At 57.5% G+C, this 22,875-nt stretch carries 21 protein-coding genes; 6 read left to right on the plus strand and 15 right to left on the minus strand.

Going from position 1 to position 22,875, the window contains the following annotated elements; all coding sequences use genetic code 11:
• Positions 1-304: 304 nt before the first annotated feature.
• From FJD38_RS16590 to FJD38_RS16605, 4 genes are all read right to left on the minus strand, one after another.
• Complete coding sequence (locus FJD38_RS16590) at positions 305-1,078, minus strand: enoyl-CoA hydratase (protein ID WP_122782296.1); 774 nt, start codon at positions 1,076-1,078, stop codon at positions 305-307.
• Positions 1,079-1,215: 137 nt separating this feature from the next.
• Positions 1,216-2,406, minus strand: coding sequence for an acetyl-CoA C-acyltransferase (locus FJD38_RS16595; protein WP_146386347.1), 1,191 nt, complete (start codon positions 2,404-2,406; stop codon positions 1,216-1,218).
• Between the two features lie 10 nt (positions 2,407-2,416).
• Complete coding sequence (locus FJD38_RS16600) at positions 2,417-3,184, minus strand: SDR family NAD(P)-dependent oxidoreductase (RefSeq protein ID WP_122782294.1); 768 nt, start codon at positions 3,182-3,184, stop codon at positions 2,417-2,419.
• 32 nt (positions 3,185-3,216) lie between these two features.
• Entirely contained in the window at positions 3,217-4,881 is a 1,665-nt protein-coding gene (locus FJD38_RS16605; RefSeq protein WP_146386349.1) for an AMP-binding protein, read from the minus strand.
• 237 nt (positions 4,882-5,118) lie between these two features.
• On the opposite strand from FJD38_RS16605, the gene FJD38_RS24465 reads away from it, so the two are divergent.
• Together FJD38_RS24465 and FJD38_RS16610 are read left to right on the plus strand one after the other, a co-directional pair.
• Positions 5,119-5,265, plus strand: a complete 147-nt coding sequence (locus FJD38_RS24465) for a hypothetical protein (protein ID WP_153380443.1) — start codon at positions 5,119-5,121, stop codon at positions 5,263-5,265.
• A gap of 229 nt (positions 5,266-5,494) precedes the next feature.
• Positions 5,495-5,824 carry a hypothetical protein gene (locus FJD38_RS16610; RefSeq protein WP_122782293.1) on the plus strand — a complete coding sequence of 110 codons (330 nt, stop codon included), beginning with the start codon at positions 5,495-5,497 and terminating at the stop codon, positions 5,822-5,824.
• Between the two features lie 50 nt (positions 5,825-5,874).
• On the opposite strand, the gene FJD38_RS16615 is transcribed toward FJD38_RS16610, so the two are convergent.
• The 3 genes from FJD38_RS16615 to FJD38_RS16625 all read right to left on the minus strand — a co-directional run bounded on the left by FJD38_RS16615 (position 5,875) and on the right by FJD38_RS16625 (position 8,182).
• Entirely contained in the window at positions 5,875-6,354 is a 480-nt protein-coding gene (locus FJD38_RS16615; RefSeq protein ID WP_146386351.1) for a hypothetical protein, read from the minus strand.
• A 131-nt stretch (positions 6,355-6,485) separates the two neighbouring features.
• Positions 6,486-7,430 (minus strand): electron transfer flavoprotein subunit alpha/FixB family protein, encoded by a 945-nt coding sequence (locus FJD38_RS16620; protein ID WP_146386353.1) that lies wholly within the window; start codon positions 7,428-7,430, stop codon positions 6,486-6,488.
• Positions 7,431-7,432: 2 nt separating this feature from the next.
• A complete protein-coding gene (locus tag FJD38_RS16625) occupies positions 7,433-8,182 on the minus strand; it encodes an electron transfer flavoprotein subunit beta/FixA family protein (protein WP_146386355.1) in 750 nt (249 codons plus the stop codon).
• Between the two features lie 352 nt (positions 8,183-8,534).
• On the opposite strand from FJD38_RS16625, the gene FJD38_RS16630 reads away from it, so the two are divergent.
• The 4 genes from FJD38_RS16630 (at position 8,535) to FJD38_RS16645 (ending at position 12,147) form a co-directional block, all read left to right on the plus strand.
• On the plus strand, positions 8,535-9,209 hold the full coding sequence (locus tag FJD38_RS16630; protein WP_146386357.1) for a histidine phosphatase family protein: 675 nt from the start codon (positions 8,535-8,537) through the stop codon (positions 9,207-9,209).
• A 164-nt stretch (positions 9,210-9,373) separates the two neighbouring features.
• Complete coding sequence (locus FJD38_RS16635) at positions 9,374-9,595, plus strand: YgdI/YgdR family lipoprotein (protein ID WP_122782288.1); 222 nt, start codon at positions 9,374-9,376, stop codon at positions 9,593-9,595.
• A 194-nt stretch (positions 9,596-9,789) separates the two neighbouring features.
• On the plus strand, positions 9,790-10,518 hold the full coding sequence (locus FJD38_RS16640) for a carbonic anhydrase (RefSeq protein ID WP_122782287.1): 729 nt from the start codon (positions 9,790-9,792) through the stop codon (positions 10,516-10,518).
• Between the two features lie 84 nt (positions 10,519-10,602).
• Entirely contained in the window at positions 10,603-12,147 is a 1,545-nt protein-coding gene (locus FJD38_RS16645) for a SulP family inorganic anion transporter (protein WP_146386359.1), read from the plus strand.
• A gap of 774 nt (positions 12,148-12,921) precedes the next feature.
• Here FJD38_RS16645 and FJD38_RS16650 read toward each other — a convergent pair.
• The 8 genes from FJD38_RS16650 to FJD38_RS16685 all read right to left on the minus strand — a co-directional run bounded on the left by FJD38_RS16650 (position 12,922) and on the right by FJD38_RS16685 (position 22,456).
• Positions 12,922-13,950, minus strand: coding sequence for an AraC family transcriptional regulator (locus FJD38_RS16650; protein WP_146386361.1), 1,029 nt, complete (start codon positions 13,948-13,950; stop codon positions 12,922-12,924).
• Positions 13,951-14,040: 90 nt separating this feature from the next.
• Complete coding sequence (locus tag FJD38_RS16655; protein WP_122782284.1) at positions 14,041-15,078, minus strand: 3-ketosteroid-9-alpha-monooxygenase, oxygenase component; 1,038 nt, start codon at positions 15,076-15,078, stop codon at positions 14,041-14,043.
• A 273-nt stretch (positions 15,079-15,351) separates the two neighbouring features.
• Entirely contained in the window at positions 15,352-16,185 is an 834-nt protein-coding gene (locus FJD38_RS16660; RefSeq protein ID WP_122782283.1) for an SDR family NAD(P)-dependent oxidoreductase, read from the minus strand.
• Positions 16,186-16,202: 17 nt separating this feature from the next.
• Complete coding sequence (locus FJD38_RS16665) at positions 16,203-16,970, minus strand: SDR family oxidoreductase (protein WP_122782282.1); 768 nt, start codon at positions 16,968-16,970, stop codon at positions 16,203-16,205.
• 90 nt (positions 16,971-17,060) lie between these two features.
• The gene (locus FJD38_RS16670; protein WP_122782281.1) at positions 17,061-18,305 is read right to left on the minus strand and encodes a helix-turn-helix transcriptional regulator; all 1,245 of its coding nucleotides are present in this window, start codon (positions 18,303-18,305) and stop codon (positions 17,061-17,063) included.
• 157 nt (positions 18,306-18,462) lie between these two features.
• A complete protein-coding gene (locus tag FJD38_RS16675) occupies positions 18,463-20,892 on the minus strand; it encodes an efflux RND transporter permease subunit (RefSeq protein ID WP_146386363.1) in 2,430 nt (809 codons plus the stop codon).
• Positions 20,889-21,869: a WD40/YVTN/BNR-like repeat-containing protein gene (locus tag FJD38_RS16680; RefSeq protein ID WP_122782279.1), complete on the minus strand. Its 981-nt coding sequence runs from the start codon at positions 21,867-21,869 to the stop codon at positions 20,889-20,891. Before FJD38_RS16680 ends, FJD38_RS16675 begins: the two co-directional genes overlap by 4 nt.
• A gap of 317 nt (positions 21,870-22,186) precedes the next feature.
• Complete coding sequence (locus tag FJD38_RS16685) at positions 22,187-22,456, minus strand: short-chain dehydrogenase (RefSeq protein ID WP_146386365.1); 270 nt, start codon at positions 22,454-22,456, stop codon at positions 22,187-22,189.
• Positions 22,457-22,875 lie beyond the last annotated feature (419 nt).

Genomic DNA, 22,875 nt, shown 5'->3' on the forward strand with positions numbered 1-22,875 from the left:
AGAAGGACCCCAAAGGAACCAAAAGGTCCTTGCCCCTCCACTCGGTGCCTCGCCGTGGCTCGGCATACCCGCAGGCAGGCATTGCTCCGTGGGCCCGCCGCGATCGGCCATCCATGGCCGTGTCGCGGCTAACCCGGCGTCCTGCCGGGTTACCCACTGCGCAATACCCGCCTGCGGCCAGCGTGGTTTAACGGGGCCCCAAGATCAAACACCCCAATCGCGGCCACGATCCGTAGCCGTTGTCGAGCTCCGCGAGGCTACGTCCGACTGCAAAGCAGTCGTTAATCCTACCTATCGCGTACCTTCACTGGTTTTTAAACTCAGCCTCACGCTTGCCGACAAACGCCGCCATGCCTTCTTTCTGATCCTGAGTTGCGAACAGAGAATGGAACACCCGGCGCTCAAAACGCACGCCTTCCGACAAGCTGACTTCAAACGCACGGTTGACGCTTTCCTTGGTCAGCATCAAGACCGGCAAGGATTTTTTGGCAATCAGCGCCGCCACTTTCAGCGCCTCGTCCAGCAATTCATCCACCGGCACTACACGCGCCACCAGACCGGAACGCTCAGCCTCTTCAGCACCGATCAAACGTCCGCTTAAGCACATTTCCATCGCCTTGGCCTTACCCACGGCACGGGTCAGACGCTGGGTACCGCCCATACCCGGCAGTACGCCCAGATTGATTTCAGGCTGACCAAATTTGGCGTTGTCACCGGCCAAAATAAAATCGCACATCATCGCCAACTCGCAGCCGCCGCCCAAGGCAAAGCCGGCCACAGCCGCAATGATGGGTTTACGCCGTGTCGCTACACGATCACTGTCTGAAAACAGGTCTTCCAAATAGATCTGCGGGTACGTCAGGTCGGCCATTTCCTTGATGTCGGCACCCGCCGCAAAGGCTTTTTTCGAACCGGTGATGACGATACAACCAATGGCGCTATCGGCTTCCAACACATCCAGCGCGTGATTCACTTCACTGACCAGCTGCGCATTGAGGGCATTCAACGCCTGCGGCCGGTTCAGTGTAATCAGGCCAACATGCCCGTGAATGTCCAACAAAATGCATTCGTAGCTCATCGAAAACGTCCTCGATTCAAAAATTGCGCGAAATGAACCTGCGCTGAATATTGTGCTAGATCCGCTCCAGCGAGCAGTCATTCAAATAGCCATAACCGCCAAGGGTTTGCAACGTTTTGGCACGCCTTGGTGAAGCGTTACAGGCACTCCACGGCGATGGCCGTGGCCTCGCCGCCACCAATACAGATCGCCGCAACACCCCGTTTGAGCTTTTGTTGGCGCAGTGCCGAAATCAGTGTGACTAAAATACGTGCACCCGACGCACCAATAGGGTGGCCCAACGCACAGGCACCCCCGTGGATATTGACCTTGTCATGCGGGATGTCCAATTCGCCCATGGTGACCAGGCTGACCACTGCAAACGCCTCGTTGATTTCAAACAAATCAACCTCACTCAGGCTCCAGCCGGTCTTGCTCATCAAACGCTTGATGGCACCCACTGGGGCCGTCGGAAACAGGCCCGGCTCATCGGCAAACGCCGCATGGCCGTGTATCACTGCCAAGGGTTGCAAGCCCTGCTTTTGCGCGTGTGAGCGGCGCATCAACACCAAGGCTGCCGCGCCATCGGATATCGAACTGGAATTGGCAGCGGTCACCGTACCGCCCTCACGGAAAGCGGGTTTGAGGGTCGGGATTTTTGCCAGATTGGCCTTGGGCGGCTGTTCGTCATCCGTGATCAGTCGCGGCTCCTTGCCGACAGTGACCGGCACCGGCACGATTTCATCGCTGAAACGGCCGTCCTTGATGGCCTGCTGGGCACGGGTCAGCGAAGTCACGGCAAACGCATCCTGAGCTTCACGTGAAAAACCATGCGCCTGGGCGCAATCTTCAGCAAAGGTACCCATCAAGCGTCCACGGTCATAGGCGTCCTCAAGACCGTCAAGAAACATGTGATCGAGCACCCGACCATGCCCCATGCGGTAGCCACTGCGCGCGCGGTCGAGCAAATACGGCGCATTGGACATGCTTTCCATGCCCCCCGCGACCACTACATCGACACTGCCTGCCACTAGCCGGTCATGGGCCAGAATGGTTGCCTCCATGCCCGAGCCACACATCTTGTTCAGCGTGGTGCAACGCGTTCCCTTGTCCAGCCCTGCCCCCAAGGCCGCTTGCCGGGCAGGCGCCTGACCGAGGCCGGCTGACAACACACAGCCGAACAGCACTTCTTCAACCCCCTCAAACGCCACACCTGCGCGCTCAACCGCGGCACGAATCGCAATAGCGCCCAGTTGCGGCGCGGTCAGACCTTTCAACTCACCCTGAAAGCCCCCCATAGGCGTACGGGCAATGCTCACAATCACGATCGGGTCATTGCTGACAGTCATTTCTCACCTCTTATTTGGCAGCCATGCGCAAGGCACCGTCGAGACGGATCACCTCGCCATTGAGCATGCTGTTTTCAATGATATGGCGTACCAGCGAGGCATACTCGGCAGGCTTGCCCAAACGCGGCGGAAACGGCACGCCAGCGGCCAGCGACTCGCGCACTTCGGGGGTCATGCCCGCCATCATCGGCGTTTCAAAAATGCCCGGGGCAATGGTCATGACCCGAACCCCGTAGCGCGCCAGTTCCCGTGCCGCCGGTAATGTCAGGCTGGCAATGGCGCCCTTGGAGGCGGCATAGGCCGCCTGCCCTATCTGGCCATCGAACGCGGCAACAGACGCGGTGTTGATAATCACACCGCGCTCACCTTCAGCATCGGCCGGCGCTTGAGCCATCGCGGCAGCTGCCAGACGCAACATGTTGAAACTGCCGATCAGGTTGACGTTAATCACCTGACTGAAGCTCTCCAGTGCATGCGGGCCATTTTTGCCCAGAATCTTTTCGCCGCGCACGATCCCTGCGCAGTTGATCAGCCCGTTAACCCCGCCAAACTGCGTGACGGTAGCGTCCACTGCGGCTTGCGCCGCCTCACTCTGACTGATGTCGGCAACCACGCTGCTTGCCTGCTCGCCCAGTGCCCGTGCTTGTGCCGCGACGGCCTCGGCATTCATGTCGACCAGCATCACCTTGGCACCCGCCTTCACCAGCATTTCAGCCGTAGCGGCCCCCAGCCCCGAAGCACCGCCAGTGACGATAAAAACCTTGTTCTCAATCTGCATGGAATGTCCTGAACGACGTCATTAAAAAAATATCAGGCGGTGCTTTTTGCGCTTGCGGCCATTTCAGCCTTGGCGATTTCCTGATTGCGCAAAATGAAGCGCTGCAACTTGCCGCTCGGTGTTTTCGGCAATTCGCTGACAAATTCGATTTCTCGTGGGTAGGCATGGGCCGCCAGACGCTGGCGCACGTGCAAGCGCAAGGTTTCAGCCAATTGAGCATCGCCCGCGTAGTGCGAACTGAGCACCACAAACGCTTTGACCAACTCGGTTCGCTCGGCATCGGGCTTGCCCACCACAGCGGCTTCAATCACTGCCGGGTGCTCAAGCAAGGCGCTTTCTACATCGAAAGGGCCCACGCGATAACCGGACGTGGTAATCACATCATCACTGCGCCCGACAAAGCTGATGCTGCCATCTGCGTTCAACTCAACGGTGTCACCGCTCAAGTAATAATCGCCGACGAAGGCCTTGGTCTTGATCCCCAGATAGCCACCAAACCAGCACATCGGCGACTGGCTGCGATCAACGGCCAAAATACCCGGCTGGCCCACAGGCAACTCCTGATGGTTGTCATCAAGCACGACAATCCGGTGGCCCGGCGAGGCAAACCCTGCGGCCCCTCTGTGAACCGGGTGAGTAAGCCCGTGGTGGTTGCACAGCACCATGCCGACTTCGGTCTGGCCGTAGTGATCATGAATGGTGACGTTGAGTTGCTCGTCGAACCAGCGAATCACTTCCGGGTTCAGCGGTTCGCCAGCGCTGCTGACCGCGCGCAGTTGACCTTTGATCTTGCTTGAAAACGCCTCGCCGGCGGCAATCAGCAGGCGATAAGCCGTGGGTGAGCCGGTGAGATTGGTGATGGCGTACTTTTTGATTACACGGCAGGTACTGTCGACCGTGAACGGGCCATCGTAAAGCGTGATCGGATGCCCCATCGACAGCGGGCCGGTGATGCCAAAGTAGATCCCGTAGGCCCACCCCGGATCGGCCAGATTCCAGAAAGCATCTTCGGGGCGCAAATCCACCGCATCGCGGGTATAGCTGTTGAAGGCAACGATGGCTTTGAGGGGTACCAGCAGCGGCTTCGCGGGGCCGGTTGTACCTGAAGTAAACATCAGCAGGAAAGGATCTTCGCCGGTCAACATGACGGGGTCGCAGACAGGTGAGTAATTCTCCAGTTCGGCCCAAAAACTGAAATCACCGCGCACCAGGCCCTGCCCTTTTGCGCCAGCAACGGTCACGACAGGCGGGCAGTCGCTGACTTCGGTCAGCTTGGAGCGATTGGTGCCATCGGTGATCACCACGGCCGCGCCTGAACTGTTCAGTCGATGTTCAATGGCTTTAGGACCAAATGCGGTGAACAGCGGTTGATAGATCGCACCAATGCGCCAGGCGGCCAATGCCACAATCAACAACTCAACATTGCGGGGCAATAAACCCGCCACTTTGTCGCCCTGCGTGACCCCTTGAGCCAACAGAAAGTTGGCAAAACGGGCGCTTTTATCCTGTAACTCGGTAAAGGTGTAAGTCGCGCTGCTGGCGTCGCGCCCTTCCCAGAACAGCGCAATCCTGCCCGGCAAGGCGTGGCGATCACAGCACTCGACACAGGCATTGAGCGCAGTCAATTGGCCATGAAGGGTCTCCATGACCGTACGCGGGTATTCGAAGTCATTCATCGCGGTCAGATAGTCACGCATCAACAGAATCCCTCGGTCTTTGTTTTTAGGATGGGAACCGTGAAACATCCCGTTGATATTCGCCTTGCAGAGCCGTTGCCACAATGGCCAAACCGCGCAAGCTGGCTGACTGTTTTGGCCAATGAACCGTCTGGCAACGGGTGACCGGAAGGCTGAAAAGAGACTGCCAAGTCACATATGTAGTGCCTTAAAATAATCACTACATATGTCTTGACGACCCGATTTTCCCGACGCATTATGCAGACGTCTTCCCCACCGGAAGCGCTGGAAAGGGTTGTTGCAAGCATGCTCGACGAGCTGTCGGGCTGTTCCGGGATAGGTACTGCCCACAAGGCAGAATTGATGAAGCTGACCTGGCTTGATCGTCCACGTTTAGTGGCGTGAGGTGCTAGCGAAACGTCCTCAAGAAGCTTGTGGCTGATGCATCATGTCACTCAGGCATCCTGGTTCACGCTGCTCTCCCTCGCTTTACGCTGTAGATGTAGTGCTTTTTACAGCGGCTACATGTTGACGAACTCAAGACCCGATCTGCTTTGGATAAACACTACGTAGCGCTGCACGTGCAGTTGCGCGAATCAATTAGACAGATCAACGCGTGGTCAAGGAGTTAGCTATGAACCTGAATAATCAACCGTCTGTTAATGCGCTGGCTAAACTGTTCGCCACTCGTAAAGACTCGTTGGACAATCATATTCTGTGGATCAACGAAACCGGTGATGTACATCTGGACCCGCTACCTTGCGGCGAAGAAGAGACCCGATTCGAAGAGCAACATCCGCAAATGCGTGCCCGCCTGAAAATGTACCGCCGTGGTCATGGCTATGTTGGCAAGAAGGCCGCAGCCGATAAAGAGTACCTTGAGCGTGTATTGCAAACGTTGTCCCTGAGCTGGAAACAAGCTCAAAGCGAATCAACGCTGGTCAAGGTTAATAGCTACAGCTGATCAAGCGGTTATTCAAAGGCCCTGGAGACTCTCCAGGGCCTTTTTTATTATTAACGTGTGCTTGTTTTAATGCAGCTCTCAGTGCCGCGCCCACCGCCCTTGTAGTCGGGCAGGTAATACGATTTGTGCAAGGTGGTGATGTACTTACCCTCGCTGTCTTGATCGTGGGTGATGACGGCTATCCCCGTGCCCCGATCCGTGGGTGCCTCTGCGCTGTCGTTGGCAAAGAACATGGACAACAACTGGCCTTGAGCCGCTGCATATCCGCTGTAGGTCGCTTTCTCGCCCCCCAGTTCCACAACAAGTTTGAAGGTGTAGGCACCAAAGCTTTTGTCGAAATGGCTGACCGTGTCATTGAGCGTAAACGTCAGGTCGCCGTTGAATGAGCCATCATGGCTGTCAAAGCCTGTGCACTTATAGTTACCGACTATATGCAAAGGGTCAGGCACCGCCGCATGAGCAGTCCCGGTCAGGGATAACAGCGTGGTTACAGAAGCGGCAATTATTGTTTTTAGAATCATTCCCGACATGTCTCATCCTCTAAATAAGTGATTGGGTGCAACTGGGTTACACCCCCGGGAATGTACACATCACTTTAAGAAGGCACAGCACAGTCTACAAAAAGCATTGTTTCAAAAATCGTCTACGCCTAAGGACTTATTCATACAGCAAGTTCCAGTTCAGGCACCGCTTCAAACAAATCCGCAACAAGACCGTAATCAGCCACCTGGAAGATCGGGGCTTCTTCGTCCTTGTTGATCGCGACAATCACTTTGGAGTCTTTCATACCCGCCAAGTGTTGAATCGCGCCAGAAATACCGACCGCGATATACAACTGTGGCGCAACGATTTTGCCGGTCTGGCCAACCTGCATGTCATTGGCTACAAAGCCTGCGTCAACGGCCGCACGGGAAGCCCCCACTGCAGCGCCCATTTTATCGGCCAACGTGTAGAGGTACTTGAAGTTGTCACCGTTCTGCATCCCACGACCGCCAGACACGACGATTTTGGCAGCGGTCAGCTCAGGGCGGTCCGATTTGGCCAGCGCTTCACCGACGAACGACGAACTGCCTGCATCGTGAACCGCTGCAACCGCTTCAACGGCAGCCGAGCCACCTTCAGCGGCAACCGGGTCGAAACCGGTGGCACGCACGGTGATCACTTTGACCGGAGCAGTCGACTGCACGGTAGCAATGGCGTTACCGGCATAGATTGGGCGGGTGAAGGTGTCAGCGCTGACGACCGAAATGATTTCGGAGATTTGATCAACGTCCAGCTGGGCAGCAACGCGCGGCAGGATGTTTTTGCCGTTCGAGGTAGCGGCAGCCAGAATGTGGCTGTAGCTTTTACCCCCCGCCTCTGAACAAAGAGCAGCCACCAGTGGGGCAATGTTTTCTGGCAGTTGATGTGCGTAAGCGGCGTTATCAGCCACCAACACTTTTGCCACGCCAGGGATTTTCGCAGCGGCTTCAATCACGGCGGCTACGCCTTGGCCTGCAATCAGCACGTGAATATCACCGCCGATTTTGATAGCAGCAGCCACGGTGTTCAGAGTGGCCCCAGCCAGTACTTTGTTATCGTGTTCAGCGATTACCAAGATAGTCATAGTCAGATCACTTTCGCTTCGTTTTTCAGTTTCTCGACCAGTTCAGCCACCGACTTGACCTTGATGCCTGCGCTGCGTGCTGCGGGCGCCTCGACTTTCAAGGTTTTGTAGGTCGATGCCGTCGAAACACCCAACGCGTCAGGCGTCAGCACTTCAAGCGGCTTTTTCTTGGCTTTCATGATGTTTGGCAAGGATGCATAACGCGGCTCGTTCAAACGCAGGTCGGTGGTGACGATCGCAGGCAGTTTCAGGGAAACCGTCTGCGCGCCGCCGTCGACTTCGCGGGTAACAGCAACCTTGTCGCCTGCCACTTCAACTTTCGAAGCAAAGGTGCCCTGCCCATAGCCGGTCAGCGCAGCCAGCATTTGGCCAGTCTGGTTGTTGTCGCTGTCTATGGCCTGTTTGCCCAGAATCACCAGTTGAGGCTGTTCCTTGTCCACCACCGCCTTGAGCAGCTTGGCCACGGCCAGCGACGTCAGGTCTTCGCCAGACTCAACAAGAATGGCGCGATCGGCACCCAGAGCCAGCGCGGTACGCAGTTGCTCTTGAGCGGTGGTCGGGCCGATGCAGACGACGACAATTTCAGTCGCAACACCCTTCTCTTTCAGGCGTACGGCTTCTTCCACGGCGATTTCGCAGAAGGGGTTCATCGACATCTTGACGTTGGCGAGGTCAACGCCGGAGTTGTCCGCTTTGACGCGAACTTTAACGTTGTAATCGACCACGCGTTTGATACAGGCCAGCACCTTCATTGTTTCGTCCCCCGATAGGTCCTGTGAGTACAGACACAACACCATAACGCTGAGCCCCTGCCCTGCGTATCGACCATTCGGGTTAGGTGGCACGGCTTTGCATCGCGGGATGATTTAAAGCAGCCGAATGATTTGGTCACACAAAAACAGCTGTTATTAGCTCCTCACGTAGGTCAAATCGTCATTTGACGTAAGTAGAATCGAACCAATGTTGGAAAAGGCGTCTAATAAACACTTCATTAACAGGAAGGAAAGCAACAGGACTTGCGTTAACGACAGGGACAAACACTCGACGCACCCCGTTCGATGTGCCAGGCCGGTCGGCCCTAATAGCAGTACACAGAAGAACCCCATGAACCTGTCAGTCTGGATCAAACCTCGACTCAAACCTTATGCTTTGGCGCTTAGCTCGCTGTTTCTGATCACAGGTGCAACCACCCTCGCCGTACATGCCGATAAAGTCTTTGCTCAGCCGGTCGATGGCGTGCAAACCCTGGTATTTATGCGTCACGCTGAAAAACCGGCCGATGGCCTTGGGCAACTCAATTGCCAGGGTTTGAATCGGGCCATCGACCTTGCCACCTTGCTGCCACAGCGCTACGGCAGCGCTAACTATGTATTTGCCGCCAACCCCTCGCGGGAAGTCGAAGAAGGCGCAGCAGATGACGCGTACAGTTATGTGCGCCCATTGATGACCATCAACCCCAGTGCCATAAAATTGGGCTTGCCGGTCAATCTGCAATTCTCCGCCAACGACACGCGCGCCCTTGCGAACGAATTGACTGACGACAAGTATCACAACTCGACTATCTACACCGCGTGGTCCCACGGTTATTTGCCCGAACTGATCAACAGCGTTGCTGGCAAGGCTCTGGGTAAAAAGACCACATTGACCGAAGATTGGTCTGGCGAGGACTTTGACTCACTGTACGTGCTGACCCTGACCTGGAAAGACGGCAAGGCCACGCTGGTCAGCCGCCTTGATAAGCAAGGCCTTGATCATGGCACGCAGACCTGTCCGACCTGATCAACGCACTCACAGTTTTTGAATTCATACATGAAAACGCCCACACTCTGACGCACTCTTTGGAAAAATCGCTGTCATACCCGGCAATTACTGTTCCAGACGGTTATTGTACTGGGCCTGGCACGATCAACCCCTACTTATTTGCGAACGACTCAAGGACTGGCATGAAGCTCAACGTTATAGGTTTGTCGTGGTTAATGGTGGCGGCATTGGCATTGGCGGGCTGCGCCACCCCTACACTGGTGACCCTGCAAAATGGCACGCAATACCTGACCAAAGACCTGCCCACGACAACCAACAAAGATGGTTTTTACGAGTTTGTGGACATTGCCGGCAAGCACATCAAGGTCAAGGCCGATGATGTAGCCACCGTCAAATCCGACTGATGAAACACCTCGGCCGGGGTCGTTGCCAGCGGTTTTCGTCTCTCGGAAAAGGCTCGTACGATTGCTTTGTGCCACCATCAAACGCCCGTGCCAGAGCGGTTAATTAAGGTTTAGTTAAGTTTGGCCCGCTACTGTGGCCTTGAGTCACCCCTGACTCGAACTTACTCACCTGGCTCTGCCACAAAGGATGAATGATGGATCATAAAGTCACACAGCCGCAGGCTGCAGCAACTGCCCATCCCGCAACGGAGCATGTCGACGCAGCGCTGCAGCAGATCGTAGAAGGATTTCTGCATTTTCATCACGAGGTCTTTCCCCAACAGAAAGACCTGTTCAAAAAGCTGGCGACGGCGCAACACCCTCGGGCCATGTTCATTGCCTGCGCCGATTCCCGAATCGTTCCCGAACTGATCACCCAAAGCGCTCCCGGCGATTTATTTGTCACCCGTAACGTCGGCAATGTGGTGCCGCCCTATGGCGAGATGAATGGCGGCGTCTCCACGGCCATTGAGTACGCCAATCTGGTGCTGGGTGTTCAGCACATCATTGTCTGCGGGCATTCTGACTGTGGCGCCATGCGCGCCGTGCTCAACCCACAAAGCCTGAGCAAAATGCCCACCGTCAAAGCCTGGTTGCGCCATGCCGAAGTCGCCAAAAGCATGCTGCAAGACCACTGCAACTGCACCACTGAAGCGGACAGCATGCACGCGCTGACTGAAGAGAACGTGATCGCTCAATTGCAGCACCTGCGCACTCACCCCTCAGTGGCGTCACGCATCGCCAACGGTCAATTGTTTATCCATGGTTGGGTCTACAACATCGAGACCAGCCAGATTAAAGCCTACGACGCAGAAATGGGGCACTTCCTGCCGCTGGACAACGCACAGGCAATCCCTTGCGCAACACCTAAAGCGCGTTTCTAAACCATCACCCACGGGTTAAGGCAGTGGCCGCTGTAACAGCCGCCAGGTTTCGCTGCGCCTCAACAATCCTTAGGGAGAATCATCATGCGTGCTTCCCAATTAAAAGCAGTACTGCCACGGGAGTTGTTGGCTTCTGTGGTTGTGTTTCTGGTCGCCCTGCCCTTGTGCATGGGCATTGCCATCGCCTCGGGCATGCCACCGGCCAAAGGCTTGATCACCGGCATCATCGGCGGCCTGGTAGTGGGCTGGATGGCCGGTTCGCCCCTGCAAGTCAGTGGCCCGGCAGCCGGCCTGGCCGTGCTGGTGTTCGAGTTGGTGCGCCAACATGGCATCGCCATGCTCGGGCCTATTTTGCTATTGGCCGGGTTTTTACAACTGGTGGCTGGGCGGCTTCGTCTGGGCTGCTGGTTTCGCGTGACCGCTCCGGCGGTTGTCTACGGGATGCTCGCCGGCATTGGTGTGTTGATCGTCTTGTCGCAAGTGCATGTGATGCTCGACGGAGTGCCCAAACCGTCAGGACTGGACAACCTCTCGGGCTTCCCGGCAGCGGTCGCCCAGGCCATTCCAAGCCTTGGCTGGCAAGCCGGCCTGCTGGGCCTGAGCACCATGCTGGTGATGTGGACATGGGATAAATGGCGCCCCCAGACGTTGCGTTTTGTGCCGGGAGCCTTGCTCGGCGTGGGTTTGACCACCGGGGTCAGTTTGCTGCTGGCTTTGCAGGTCAAACGGGTTGAAGTCCCGGAAAATCTGGCAGAAGCGATTGACTGGTTGCGCCCTGCCGACCTGTTGAACCTGGCCGACCCCAGCTTGCTTGTCGCAGCCTTCGCGGTCGCCTTTATCGCCAGTGCCGAAACCCTGTTATCAGCGGCAGCGGTAGACCGCATGCACAACGGCCAACGTTCCGATTTCGACAAAGAACTGACCGCCCAAGGCGTGGGCAACATGCTCTGCGGCATTGTAGGTGCGCTGCCCATGACGGGGGTTATCGTGCGCAGCTCAGCGAATGTTCAGGCGGGGGCAACCACGCGGCTATCCGCTATTTTTCATGGCGTGTGGCTGCTGGCCTTTGTGTTGCTGCTGTCCAGTGTGCTGCAAAGCATTCCAATAGCGAGTCTGGCGGGGGTATTGGTTTATACCGGCTTCAAGCTGGTCGACCTGAAGGCCTTTCGCGGTTTGGCACGCTATGGGCGCATGCCGATGTTCACCTACGCTGCCACAGCGCTGGCAATCATCTTCACCGACTTGTTGACCGGCGTTCTGGTGGGGTTCGGCCTGACGCTGGCAAAACTGGCGTGGAAGGCATCGAGGCTCAAAATCAGCCTGGTTGACTTGCCGCAGGCAGACGAAATGGAATTACGTTTGAACGGTGCTGCGACCTTCCTCAAAGTGCCAGCCTTGACCCAGATACTGGCGAAGGTGCCTGCTGGAAGCACCCTGCATGTGCCGCTCAACTACCTGAGCTACATCGACCACGCCTGCCTTGAACTGTTTGAAGAGTGGGGCCGGGCCAATGCGGCCAAAGGGTCTAAATTGATGATCGAACCTCGCGGCCTCAAACGCAGGTTGGAGGGGCGCTTGCGAACAACCACGGGCATAGGCTCGGCCCCTGCGCAAGAGACTCTCGCGTAGCAGCTGCCGAAGGCTGCGTCCGGCGGCGCAGCCGTCGTAAACCCGGAGAATGCGGTGTGACAGGTTCACGACTGCTACGCAGCCTACGGCAGCTGCTACAGGTGTGCGGTAATGCCCCGGTTTGGAGCCGCTCCATTTGATGCATGTAGCCGCTGACGAGGCACGAAGGCTGCGTTCGGCGGCGCAGCCGTCGTAAACCCGGAGAATGCGGTGTGTCAGGTTCACGACTGCTACGCAGCCGAACGCAGCCTACGGCAGCGGCTACAGGTGTGCGGTAATGCCCCGGTTTAGAGCCGCCCCATTTGATGCATGTAGCCGCTGACGAGGCACGAAGGCTGCGTTCGGCGGCGCAGCCGTCGTAAATCCGGAGAATGCGGTGTGACAGGTTCACGACTGCTACGCAGCCGAACGCAGCCTACGGCAGCTGCTACAGGTGGGCGGTAATGCCCCGGTTTAGACCCGCTCCATTTGATGCATGTAGCCGCTGACGAGGCACGAAGGCGGCGTTCGGCGGCGTAACCGTCGTCAATCCTGAGAATGCGGTGTGTCAGGTTCACGACTGCTACGCAGCCGAACGCAGCCTACGGCAGCGGCTACAGGTGGGTGGTATACAGGTGGGCGGTAATGCCCCGGTTTAGACCCGCTCCATTTGATGCATGTAGCCGCTGACGAGGCACGAAGGCTGCGTTCGGCGGCGCAGCCGTCGTCAATCCGGAGAATGCGGTGTGTCAGGTTCACGACTGCTGCGCAGCCGAACGCAGCCTACGGCAGCGGCTACAGGTGGGCGGTGTGCGGGCTGCCCAAAATCAAACTGCGGTAATGACCCGGGTTAGACCCGCTCCATTTGCGAAAGGCTTTGTAAAACGAGCTGGTGTCGGCAAAACCCAAACGCTGGGCAATGTCGGCAAAGCTCAATTGCGGTTCGCCCAGCCACTGGATCGCCAGCTCCTTGCGCACGCCGTCTTTGAGCCCTTGATAGGTCTGCCCCTCGTCGGCCAAACGCCGACGCAGGGTGGACGCTGACATGTGAAGCCCTTGTGCCACGCCCTCTGTTTCCGGCCACTGGTCGGCAGGCAACAACCGCAAGTCCTGTTTGATCTGGCTGGCCAAGCTGAGCGGATCACGGTACTTGACCAGAATGTTAGCCGGAGCCTCTGCCAGAAAGCATTGCAGCTCCAGGGCACTGCGTTTGAGGGGCACATCCAGACACTCAGCCGCGAAAATCATACGGGTGCGCGGGCGATCAAAACGCAGGTTTTCGGAAAACATCACCCGGTAGTCATCGCAGTAATCAGGGGCCGCACAGCGCAGCTCAATAGCCAGAATCGGAATCCGCCGCCCGGCCAACCAGCAGGCCACACCGTGCACAATCATCCAGTAGGTAAAGTAAGTGAAGGCACGGTTGGGGTCTGTCTCAGGCTCGTGCAAGACAATCTCTGCCAGGCTTTGCTGACGAACCAAATGGGCGGGCAGACGCTCCAGCATCAACGACAAAAAACCCAATATCACGTCCAACCCCTGCGCCAGAGTGGGCTGGGCCATGGCCGCGCGACACATAAATGCAAGGCTGCCCGCCCTGAGTTTGCGCGGGTCCATGCCAAAGAACTCATCGTCCAGACGCCGCGCCAGCAGTCGCCACAGCCGTGCATAGACGGTTGCCGGCACACGGCAATCCGGCTGATTCAAGAGTGCCGGGGCGATCCCGACCTCGACCAGCACGTCGTCTCTGATACTCGGTGACGCGCAACTGTGCAGCAGCGCTTCGCGCACCAGATGCATGGAGATGGTGTCTTTATTCAACATTGGCCTTGATCCAAGCCCTTGACCGGCAGATGCCGCTCATCTTAAAAGGCCCGGATCAAAAAGCCAGCACTGTAGAGCCTCGTGGCTCAATCAGCGATTATCCACCGTGGTGATTTCACGGCGCTCGGCCATGCTCGACGGCACGCTGGCTTCATCGGTGAAAAACTGCTGATACCACTCGCGCAACTGATAGACCGGGCCATCACCTTCCGCCAGCACCGGGTTATTAATGCGAACTTTGTGAGTCCAGATGTCCACGTCCTGATAGAACGAGTCACGGTTGCGCTGCACGTAGTCGATGGCCAACGCTTCATTTTGGTCATCCGTCCAGCCCGGTACTTTTTTCACCATGCAGCCGAAACGCAGTTCAAAACTATTGGGGCCGATGGGTATATGGCAGTTGAGCAGGATCGACTTGATTTCTATCCCGTCAAACATGGCGCTCATGCGCGTGAAGTGCGTGGCCGGGCCAAAATACGCTGACTCTGCGACCAAATCACCGCCCAGGCGCTCAGAGTCACCATGGAAAATTTGATGGGCGATATGCCCTTCAAAAATATTGTGAAAGTACTTGGTCGGGGTGCCGTGAACCGGGCCGAAATGCTGGGCATCGACCAGGTTGTCGACCAACTCGCGAGGGTTGGTGTTGATGATCAGCTTGTCCATGTGCCAGGAGTGCAGCCACTCGTCACTGTCCATCTCAGGCAGGTGCGGAATAACCACATCATCAGCAGGCGGTTTGCCTTCTGGGTTGTTCCACACAAACAGCAGTTTATTCACTTCACAGGTCTGCCAGGCACGGGTTTTGGCCTTGGGCGGAATGCGCTTGCAGTAGGGGATTTCAACGCATTTGCCACTGGCGTCGTACTGCCAGTGGTGGAACGCGCACACCACACGGTCGTTTTCGATCGTGCCTTGGGACAGGTCAGCGCCCATGTGCGGGCAGTAGGCATCAAGCACACTGATCTCACCCTTGGACGTGGCGAAAGCGAGTAAACGGGTGCCGAACACATTCAGGGTATGCAGCTTGCCATCACGGTACTCATCTGCATCCCCCAAACAATGCCAACCACGGCCAAAGCGCGGAGCCAAGGCATTTTCGACATGGATTTCAGCGAGTTTAGTCATTTTTATTATTCCTCAGGTTAAAGGGCCAGGGCGCCTGCCTGAGTGATCTTCCCCGAGGAGACAAGCGCGCTCATCGTTCACTTGGACTAGATAATCACGTGACCGAAAAATCTTCGTAGCAGCTGTCGAGTGGTGCGAGGCTGCGTCCGGCGGCAAAGCCGTCGCAACTACATTCAATCCAGTGCATCAGGCACACCGCACGCCTGGCACGTGCGACGATTGCATCGCCGAACGCAGCCTTCGCTCCTCGTCAGCGGCGAGCAACAGGCCCCTTCACCGCCAATCAGCCACGATCCCGTGCTCACGGGCAAAAGGCTGGCAGTGAATGGTTTTACGCTGATGATCAACCGCAGCCTCATCGGTAGCCAACCAGAGCATGACCGCCGCCGGGACTTCAGGAGGTGCCGACCCTCCTCGCAAGGCAATCACCCCTTTGTCACCAATAGTGGCGCGCAAGGCATCAGTGGTCACCACACCCGGATTGAGGGTGTAGGCGCGAATACCCTGGTCGCCCAACTCGATCGACAAAATACCCGACAACCTCGACACGGCCGCCTTGCCCGCGCCATAGGCATACCCCCATCCGCCCTTGCCCGCGGCTACCGGCGGGTCGCTTTCACCGGCCCCCGAGGTGACATTGATGACCACTCCGCCGCCCTGCTCCAGCATCTTGGCAACCACGGCGCGGGTCAGCAGAAACGGAGTCATGACATAGCCTTGGAACACCCGCTCCAGCGTCTCGGGCTGCAACTCCATAAAGGGCAAATTAAGGTCACTGCCCTGATAAATCGCATTATTGACCAGCACATCAACCCGGCCATACTCGGCAAACACTGCCTCACTGGCCGCCAGAACGGAGTCACTGTCCAGCAAGTCCATCGGCACCACCAACGCCTTGCGCCCCAGTTCGCGAACCGCCGCAGCGGTTCCGTTCAAGCTGCCGGGCAGCGCCGTGCCGTCCGGGTTGCGCAGGCCGTGAGCATGGCTTTGGCCCTCGTCCAGGCTGCGGGCGCTAATGGCCACATCAAACCCCGCACGGGCAAAAGCCAAGGCGGTTTCGCGACCAATGCCCCGGCTGGCGCCGGTAATAAATGCCACTTTTCTCATGTGTCGTCCTTAATAAGTCAGAAACGCTGTGCGCGAACCATTGCGTCCATACCACCGTCGACAAACACCACGCTGCCGGTGACAAAACTGGCCTGTGCGGATTGCAAAAACGCCACCACATTGGCAATTTCTTCGGGATGCCCGGCACGGCCCAGGGGCGCCACAAACTCACGTACCGACTTGCCAAACCGCGCGTCATCTTTGGCCGCCTGATGCAGGGGCGTTTCTACGGCACCCGGTGCAACGACGTTCAAGCGAATGCCTTGAGCGGCCCATTGCACCGACTTGGTCCGCGCCTGACAGGTCACCGCGTACTTGGAGCTGGCATAGGCAATGTGCGGCTGAGCCAGTGTGTCGGCCAGGGTCAGTGCTTGCGCCTCGTCGCCGGCGAGCATCGCCCCGACCATCGGTTGCTGGTCTGCACCGGCGTGGGTGGCAGCCACCGAGCCAATCACTACAGCGGCCGGATGTTGACCTTTAGCCAAGGCATCGGCCAAACCATCAAGCAACTCAGTGACGCCAAAATAATTCACCGCCAGCACCAGACTGCTGGACGTGGCCGTCACCCCCAAACCGGCACAACAGACCAACCCGTCAAGCACCCCGCCGGACTGCTCAAGTACCTGAGCCACCGCCGCCTGACGGCCATCACGGGTCGACAGATCCGCGACCACCTCGGCATTGGCGCGGTCTATTCCAATGATGCGGTGGCCTGCGGCGCGCAATTGGGCACACACCGCAGCGCCGATTCCAGACGCAGAACCGCTGACAGCTGTAACGGGCATAAGACATTCCTTGATGATGCAGACACGATCCGTGCCTGACTGACGAGTGACCGACAGGGTGCTGGGCACCCTTGGGCCAGTAGACAACGCTTAAGCGCTTTGACGAGCCGAGCGCGCCAACTGTGGCGCCGGCACAATCACCGACTCAACTGCGCGCAAGGCGCACTTGGGCTTTCCCAAGGCGACCACACTGTTCAGCAAAATCCTCACCAGTTCGGTCTGACGACGCACCCCGGTCTTGGAAAAAATCGAGCGTAGATGAGCCCGCGCCGTGTTGCGGCGTATGTTCAGGTTTTCCGCTGCTTCTTCCAGGGACAAACCGTTCGCCAGCTCCATGGCCAATGCGGTTTCAGCTTTGGTGAGGTTGAACAATTGCTTGGTGACGACCTCACTGGCCAGCGATTTGCCCACCGAGTCGCGGATATAGATCACAGCCGCAGGTTTGCTTTTGCCCTCGGCCCATTCCAGTGAGGGAATCGCTTCCACCACCAGGCCCAGACTGACCTGACCCGAAGGCCGGGTCACAGACATGGCGTCTGCCGTCACCCCACCATCGCGCACTTCAGGACAAAAAGCGTGCTTGATGAGGCGTTGCAACTCGCGGTTGTCACTTGGGTAGGTGGCTTCCAGACGGCCACCGACCACCTTGAGGCCATCGGCGCTTTTAAGCATTTCTTCGGCGACAGGATTGAGGCGCAGCACCTTGCCGCTCTCGTCGAGCACAATGGTGGCCACCGAGAGCCGATTGATGGCTTGGGCGTAAAGCTCGCTCATGGACTCACTGCGGTCCAATAAGTTGTGCAAGTGCAAGGCCCGACGCAAATGCGGCAGGAACATGGCGCACAAGGCGCGCTCTGCATCAGAGAATTTAGGCGACGATTTTGGCCGGGTGATGCGAAAGCGCAACTTGCCGCCGTCCGGCGTGGAGATGTCAGCGCCCATCACATGAAATACGTTTTGCGGGCCGCAGTAGGCTTTGAAGTAAGCCGATTGCACCCAGTCAGTCTCGGTCATGATGTCTTCGACCGTGAACACCTGATCCAGCGCCTGACCAATAAAAGGCGTGTTGGTCTGTGGGTACGTCTGGTAAGTCAGCTCACCTTCACCCTCAATATCACCTGCCACGATCATCAGACCCAAATCAGGCTGATCGGGCACGCGCAAAATCAACGTCGCGTAGTTCGCCGCAAACATGCTGCGTACGGCACACAGGGTCCGACCCATCACCTTCGGGTCCAGTGCGCCATCATAAAAATTGCCGACCATTTGATCGTAGTCAGACAATTCGAGCCCCAGACTGGCCAGGGTTTGGTGATTCAAGGTCACTTTATCCACGGACTTTCCCTCGCAACGGGCAAGGCTCAATGGCCTGCCCTTTTTATTGTTCTTATTACTCGCGCTCACAGCGTAAGAAAACTCCTTAACAGCTGTGCGAAAAAAACCAAGCGTGTCTTTATGCTGCTTGTCACTCCACTCCGTCAAGCCCTCTATTTCAACGGTTTGACGCGTCTTTGGCGGCCACGCTCTGTTTGAGCGGGTAGTGACCGGCCGATGCACTTTTAAGGGGCACTTTTACCTTGACCAGCGGCCGTCCCAAGTTGAACCAGGCGGCTAACGCGGGCAGCAGGAAGATCGCACCTAACACATTGACCAGGAACATAAATGACAGTAATACGCCCATGTCGGCCTGGAACTTGAGGGGCGCAAATGCCCAGGTACACACACCGATGGACATGGTCAGCGCGGTGAATACCGCTGCGGTTCCGCGCTGACACATTGCCTCATAAAAAGCATGGCGCAGGTCCTTGCCGTCGCGCATTTCGTGAGCGATCCGCTCATACAGGTAAATCCCGTAATCCACCCCGACACCGACCCCCAATGCCATCACCGGCAAGGTGGCCACTTTCAGGCCGATGCCCAGTGTCGCCATCAAGGCATTGCACAAGATGGCCACAATCGCCAAGGGCACGAGGATGCACAGCACTGCGCGGAACGAGCCGAACGTCAGCCAGCAGAACAGCGCGACCGATCCGAACAGCGCCGCCAGCATGACCACTTCGGCCTGTTTGACCGCCTCATTGGACGCCGCCATGACCCCGACATTGCCGCCCGCCATCAAGAACTGCACTTCATTGCTCTGCAGCCCGGCGATGATGCGCTGGGTCTCGTTCACCACATGGCTGACCGTTGCCCCTTCATGATTGGTCAGGAACACCAGAATCTGCATGCGCTGACAGCCTTCAGTCACCAGCCCGTCATCCGGCATGTAAGCACGCGCGCCCTGGCTCAAGCCGCGTTCGGAGCCTGGAATGGCCGACCAGCGCGGGTTGCCTTCGTTGTTGCCGGCAATCACGTTTTTGCCCATGCCGGCAACGCTCTGCACCGACTGCACACCCGCCACGCTGCGTATTTGAAAATCAAATGACTCGATGGCGCGCATCACCTGCGGCGCCAAACAGCCCTCTTCAATGCCCTTGACCTGAACAAACACCGACATCACATCCAGGCCGATCGAGTAACTGTTGATGATCTTCTGGTTGTCCTGGTTGTAACGCGAGTCAGCACGCAGCTCCGGTGCACCGGCGCCTATGTCCCCGGTGGCCAGATCCCGCGCCTTATAGGCGCCTACACCGAGCAGCAACAAGCTGATCGCAAACACTGCCAACGCAGGCTTGGGCTCGGCCAGCGCCGACAATCTCCACCACAACGCGTGCTTGCCTTGCGCCGCTTTAAGGCCTTGGGCCAAAGCCCGGGGCTCAAGCTGCAAATACGAAAGAATGATCGGCAGCATCAGCTTGTTGGTGATGATCATCAGCATCACCCCGATGCACGCCGTCACCCCCAGCTCATGCACGATGGGAATATCGATCAGCATGATCACGCCAAAGCCCAATGCGTTCATCAGCAACGCCAGCGAACCTGGAATGAAAATCTTGCAAAAGGCCGTGTGCGCCGCCTGCACCGAAGGGCTACCGGCGAGTACATCCTGTTTCCAGGCATTGGTCATCTGCACCGCATGTGACACGCCGATGGAGAAAATCAGAAACGGCACCAGAATCGACATCGGGTCGATGCCCAGGCCCAGCAACGGCAGCAGGCCCAGCAACCACACCACGGGCAACAGCGCCACCAACAGCGCAACCACCGTCAGGCGCCAGGAGCGCGAGTAAAACCACAGCATCACCCCGGTAATGACAAAGGCAATCACAAAAAAGCCGATGACCGTGGTCAACCCTTCAATCACATCGCCCACCAGCTTGGCGAAGCCGACGATATTGATCTCGATATCAGCATTGCTGTACTTGGCGCGAATGTCTTCAAGGTGCTTGGCGACGTCCGCATACGACACCGACTTGCCGGTTTGCGGGTCAAGATCCTGCAAATCGGCACGCACCATCGACGAGGTTAAATCGTTGGCAACCAGGCGCCCGACCTGCCCCGAGCGGGCCACGTTACTGCGCACCTGGGCTAAATCATCCTGAGACCCGGTGAAGCGTGGCGGCACCACCACATCACCAAAAAAGCCCTCTTCAGTGATCTCGATATACCGCACATTGGCGGTAAACAACGACGCCACACTGGCGCGGCTGACGCCATTGATAAAGAACACATCGTCCGTGACTTTGCGCAGGGTATCGAGGTACTCCGGGTTATAGATATCGCCCTCGCCCTTCCACTTCACGCTGACCAGGAAGCGGTTGGCCCCCGTGAAGTACTGGCTGAAATTGAGAAAGTTGACCATAAACGCATTGCGCACCGGGATCTGCTTGTTAAAGCCCGGATCGAGCTGGGTGTGCGTCGCGCTGTAACCCAGCGCGACGGTCAATACGACAAACAGAGCCAACAACCCTTTGCGCCATTCAATCAGCAGGTCAGCCATGCGCTCGACCACGCGAGTGGTCGCCGTTTTATCACTACTCATCGGCTGCCTCCTAGCGCGGAAACACTGCCGTCAGTGCCTTGAAACACACCGCGTTCGCCCCCCACCAGCAAGCGTTGAGCACCCGCCAATACTGCTGACGTCAACGTGCCCAACCCTGGCAAGCGCGTCACGTTGACCAGATGGCCGTTACCGTCCAGCCGCACCAACGAACTGCCTGCACCGACAATCAACAAACCGGCGCCATTGGGCAGTAATGCATGGCCATACAAGGGCAGCGTGTTACCCACGTCGACCGCAGACCAGTTCTTGCCGAAATCCTGACTGACAAACACATGCCCGCGCATACCGTAAGTGACCCAGCGATCAGCGCTCAGACGCACCACACCGAACAGCGAGCCGTTATAAAAAGGCGGGAGCTTCTCCCAGTTATGACCGCCATCGGCGCTGCGCATTACCAGCCCCTGCTCGCCCACCAGCATGCGCCGGCCATCGCTGCCGCCGTCCATGCCATTAAGGTGCGCACTGTCGACTTCCAGCGGTTGGGTTTGCCAGGTACGGCCGTCATCCTCGGACTGATAAAACTTGCCAAAACTGCCAAACGCCATCACGCGTTTACCGCCAGCATTCCAGATGCCGAGCAAAGGCTCGGCCACCTCGGCGTCATAACGCACTTCAGTCCAGTGAGCGCCCTCATCTTCGGAGCGCAGAATCCAGCCATCGTGACCGACTGCCAGAAGACTTTTGTCGGCCAGGGCGACGAGCGCGGTCAGGGTTAAATCGCGTTGAGGCGTGACCACCGCTGACTGCCATGACGAACCCTGGTCATCGCTGAGTAAAATATTGCCGCGCTCCCCCACTGCCACGACCCGTTGATCGAGGTAGAGCATGCCATTGACTTGTAAGCGATCGGGGCGCAACTGAGCGGACGCGACGTCTTGAGTTTTGTGAGGGGTAAAGGTGAAAACGATGGTTGCCGCGACGATCAGGCACACCAGGTATCCGATCATCGAGCGCATGGTCGGCACCTCGCGACGGGAGGCAATTGCTGGGCAAAAGACATGCGGCCAGTCCTCTTTTTATTATCGTGGATGCTCGAGCCATCTCGGCGGTGAGGTGGCGGGAACCTGCCTTGGATAATCGGACTGGTCGGTCATGGACACATCGTCCATATGGCCTAGCTGAGGGCCGGTGGTGTTTTTTTGGGGGGGCTTGTAGCCGCTGCCGAGGAGCGAGGGCTGCGTTCGACGATGCAATCGTCGCCAGGTCGTTGAGCGCGGTGTTTCCGAAACGACGGCTGCGCCGTGGAGCGCAGCCTCGCAGAGCGAGTCGGCGCCTACTCGGGGCGTAAACGCCAGCCCAGTACATCCAGCAAGTCGCAGCCATCACGCAGCAAAATCATTGCAACGGTGGCGATTTGTTTGAGGTCGACTGCATCGGCCAGCTCAAGGTCACGGTGGGCCAGGGTTTCCATCAATTGGGTCGCAGCCAGTATGCGGGCTGCTGCATTGGCATGGAGCACATCAGGCGGGGCGTTACGGTCTATCAATATGGCGGGGATAAGGCAGTCGATGGCGGTCATCGGGATAAGCGGAGACGGGTTCATAAGTCACACTCAGGAGTTGGGATTTTTGGTCATCTGTTTTCGTCGCCAAACACGCATTGAATCGAGATTATTCCAAGTCGCCAAACCCGGTCGCCGTTAAGCGAGCGCTGACTATAGGCGTCGCCAAGTCTGCCCCGCAATCGGCAAACACGTACGAAACATCCCGAATTCAAGTGAGGGGAAACGAGCTTTTAGCTTTTAGCTTTTAGCTTTTAGCTTTTAGCTTTTAGCTTTTAGCTTTTAGCTTTTAGCTTTTAGCTTTTAGCTAGCAGCTTCCTACGTCCCTCACTGTTGCCACCGAAACAGTGGGAACGACACTGGGGCCCATCACAGGAGGCTGAACGCAGGTGCTGTTATGGGGGTGGCGAGGCAGGACGCCGAGCCAGCCGCGATCGGGCCAAGGATGGCCCGTCGCGGCG

The organism is Pseudomonas saxonica, assembly GCF_007858365.1.
Taxonomy (GTDB): Bacteria; Pseudomonadota; Gammaproteobacteria; order Pseudomonadales; family Pseudomonadaceae; genus Aquipseudomonas; species Aquipseudomonas saxonica.